This window comes from uncultured Ligilactobacillus sp. (genome assembly GCF_948826705.1).
Classification (GTDB): domain Bacteria; phylum Bacillota; class Bacilli; order Lactobacillales; family Lactobacillaceae; genus Ligilactobacillus.
Map to the genome: position 1 here is coordinate 1 of NZ_CAQLEL010000087.1, position 2,711 is coordinate 2,711.

Consider the following 2,711-nt stretch of genomic DNA (forward strand, 5'->3'; position numbering starts at 1 on the left):
TGTATCGGGACCAACTCGTTAGATGATTATCAAGAACAAACGCAAAAGGTGATCGATGACTTGAAACCAGGGCATCATTTGATCTTCATCACTCCGCATGATGGTCATGCCGATTCTTCGTATAACTCATATAAGTTGGGTGTGTGGGAACGGACTTTACCAAGTAAATACAAGTTCATCACGATCGGCGACTGGGACCAAGTTGCCCGAGCACATCAAGAAGTCTTTGAAGGCACTGATGGGACACACTTTGGTGGACGTGAAGATGCCAGCAAGTTGTATCTCGATTGTATCCAAGATGCACTCAAACGGGCCGAAAAGACACCAGTTAAGAAATAACCATTTAAGTATCAGCAAAAAATTTGCTGGTACTTTTTTATTTGCGTTTTTGCAAGGAAAAATACATGGAATTAGTCGTGTATATGTACAATATCAAATGAATTTAGTTTTAAATATAATAAACCTAAAACGATTTTACATATATAGGAGGGTATTCAAATGAATTATGAAGATTTATTAGATGTTGATCAAGGCGACGATTTAATGGGTGAAATGTACAATCAGACCAAAGAGCAAAATAAGCAAGTCGTCAAAAGTGCAGATGAAGTAGCAAGCGTGGTCGCTAAACCAGTTACTACTCAAGCACCAGTGCCATCAGCGGGTACTGATGTGTCGGATTTGTTGAGTAATGATACTGCCAATGTACTTGTACAAGCAGAGACACCAAAAGTTGAAAAGACGATCTATAATAAGCTAGATAAAAATGATCAAGAATTAGCTGAAAAACAATCTAAACAACTCAACTATGCTGAGCGGATCACGTTGACGAATTATGGTCAAAAAGCAGCGGATAGCATTGATGCCTTTTCTAAGAAATATATGGAAAAAGGACTTGATGACAGCAATCGTAAGTCTGTCAGCGCTGATCTTAATATGTTGGCTGATGTGATCAAGAGCATCAACTTACAGGAAATCGCCGAACAAGTCGAGCGTGAAGAGACACAACAAGAAGATCGTGGAGGTTTCTTTGGGCTATTCAAGAAAAAGCCAAGCAAATTAGTTCCAGAAAAGAAACAAGATATTTTTAAAGCTACTTCTGACCGAATCGATGCTTTGAAAAATAAACTGGGAGTCGATCAACAGGTTTTGGTGGAAGATAATAAGCAATTAGACGCATTCTATACCGAAAACTTGAATTTATTTAGGGTTACTAATATCTTGATAGCAGGTTTGGAAATTTACGAAGAAGAGCTTGTGACTAAGATCATCCCTGAATTAAACGAGGCAAAAAAAGATCCAACCCAAGATGAAGCTAAGATCCAAGAACTTTTGGAAGTTGCTAATAAATACGTTGCAGCAATTGATCGACGGAAATATGACTTTAGAGTTAACCGGCAGATGATCATTCAACGTGCGCCATCAATTCGCCTGATCGAAGAAAATAATGTCAATTTAGCTGAAAAGATCCAAACTACGATCATGACGACTTTGCCAGCTTGGCGTACTAACTTTGTGGTCATTATGAGTACGTTACGCCAAAAACAAGTTGCGGCTACGGAAAAAGGTATTAGTGATCTGACAAATGATCTGTTAGTTCAAGGGGCAGATGCATTACATCAAACAAGTGTGGAAACGGCACGGGAAAATGAAAGAGCGATCGTTGATATCGAATCACTAGAATATGCGCAAAATAAACTGATCCAAACTTTGGATGAAACGATGCAGATCCAAGAAGAAGGCCGCCGGATCCGTGAAATTTCGACGCAAAAGCTCAACGAAATGGAAGAAAAAATGAAGCAAAAGGTCAAAGAATACGCAGAAAAAGGACGTTAATGAAAAATGAAAAAAGTAGTATATTGGATAATTGCAATTTTACTGGTTTTATTTTTACCTTGGTACATTGGCATTCCTGGTGCAGTGATCGCGTATCTTATCTATAGATCAAGAAAAAATTCGGCACGCAAAGTTCATCAACCGAGTATCCAAGAGTTAGAACGTCAAAGGGTGATGCAAAGAAATCGTGCGATCATCAACGGTTATTTAGCTGACCGAGCTAAATTTGCCAAAAACGTAAAACGACGCTTTGATTACAATAATGATGATATCGAAAAATGGCGCACGAGTGTGGATCAGTATTTTGCCCAAGCAAATGCAGTGATGGTTGCGATCACGAACAATCCTACTTTGCGCTATATCGATCCTAAGTACAAATTGCAAAGTTATTTTGATGATATTGCGGTGAAGATCTTGAATGATCCACCTAAGATCTTCACTTTTGAAGGTATGGTAGTAAATATTTTGCCCGAGATGAACAAGACGCTCAGTTACTATAATCGGATCTATGACAACAATTTGATCGCTAATGATCCTGAGGTGCAAAAGACTTTATCGAGCACTAAAGCTCAGATCGAAGGCTTTGCGCAAAAGATCCAAGCAGAGTATAAGTATGTCTTGATGGGACAAGTTGTTGATATGCAAAATCAAACCGCACTCGGTGAAGCAATGGTAAGTGATGTGGTCAAAAATACCACAACCATGCCTAAGAAAGAAATGCCTCAAGTTAACAGCAAAGATGATATCGAAGACATGTTGAAGTAGTATGAATTAAAAGATGATCGTGAGGGATTAAGATGGGATTCTTTGATGGTATTAAGAAGTTCGCTAACGAGATGGTCGATGATGAGATTTGTCCACTTGGTGAAAATGCTCAA

The 2,711-nt window shown here is 38.7% G+C and carries 2 protein-coding genes and 1 pseudogene; all 3 read left to right on the top strand.

The genetic code is table 11. From position 1 onward, the window contains the following. A pseudogene (locus Q9Q35_RS05965) lies at nt 1-339 on the top strand (acyltransferase); the annotation flags it as partial. Nucleotides 340-498: 159 nt separating this feature from the next. After that, nucleotides 499-1,833: a toxic anion resistance protein gene (locus tag Q9Q35_RS05970; protein WP_304652577.1), complete on the top strand. Its 1,335-nt coding sequence runs from the start codon at nt 499-501 to the stop codon at nt 1,831-1,833. A gap of 6 nt (nt 1,834-1,839) precedes the next feature. After that, nucleotides 1,840-2,598, top strand: a complete 759-nt coding sequence (locus tag Q9Q35_RS05975) for a hypothetical protein (protein WP_304652578.1) — start codon at nt 1,840-1,842, stop codon at nt 2,596-2,598. Nucleotides 2,599-2,711: the final 113 nt, after the last annotated feature.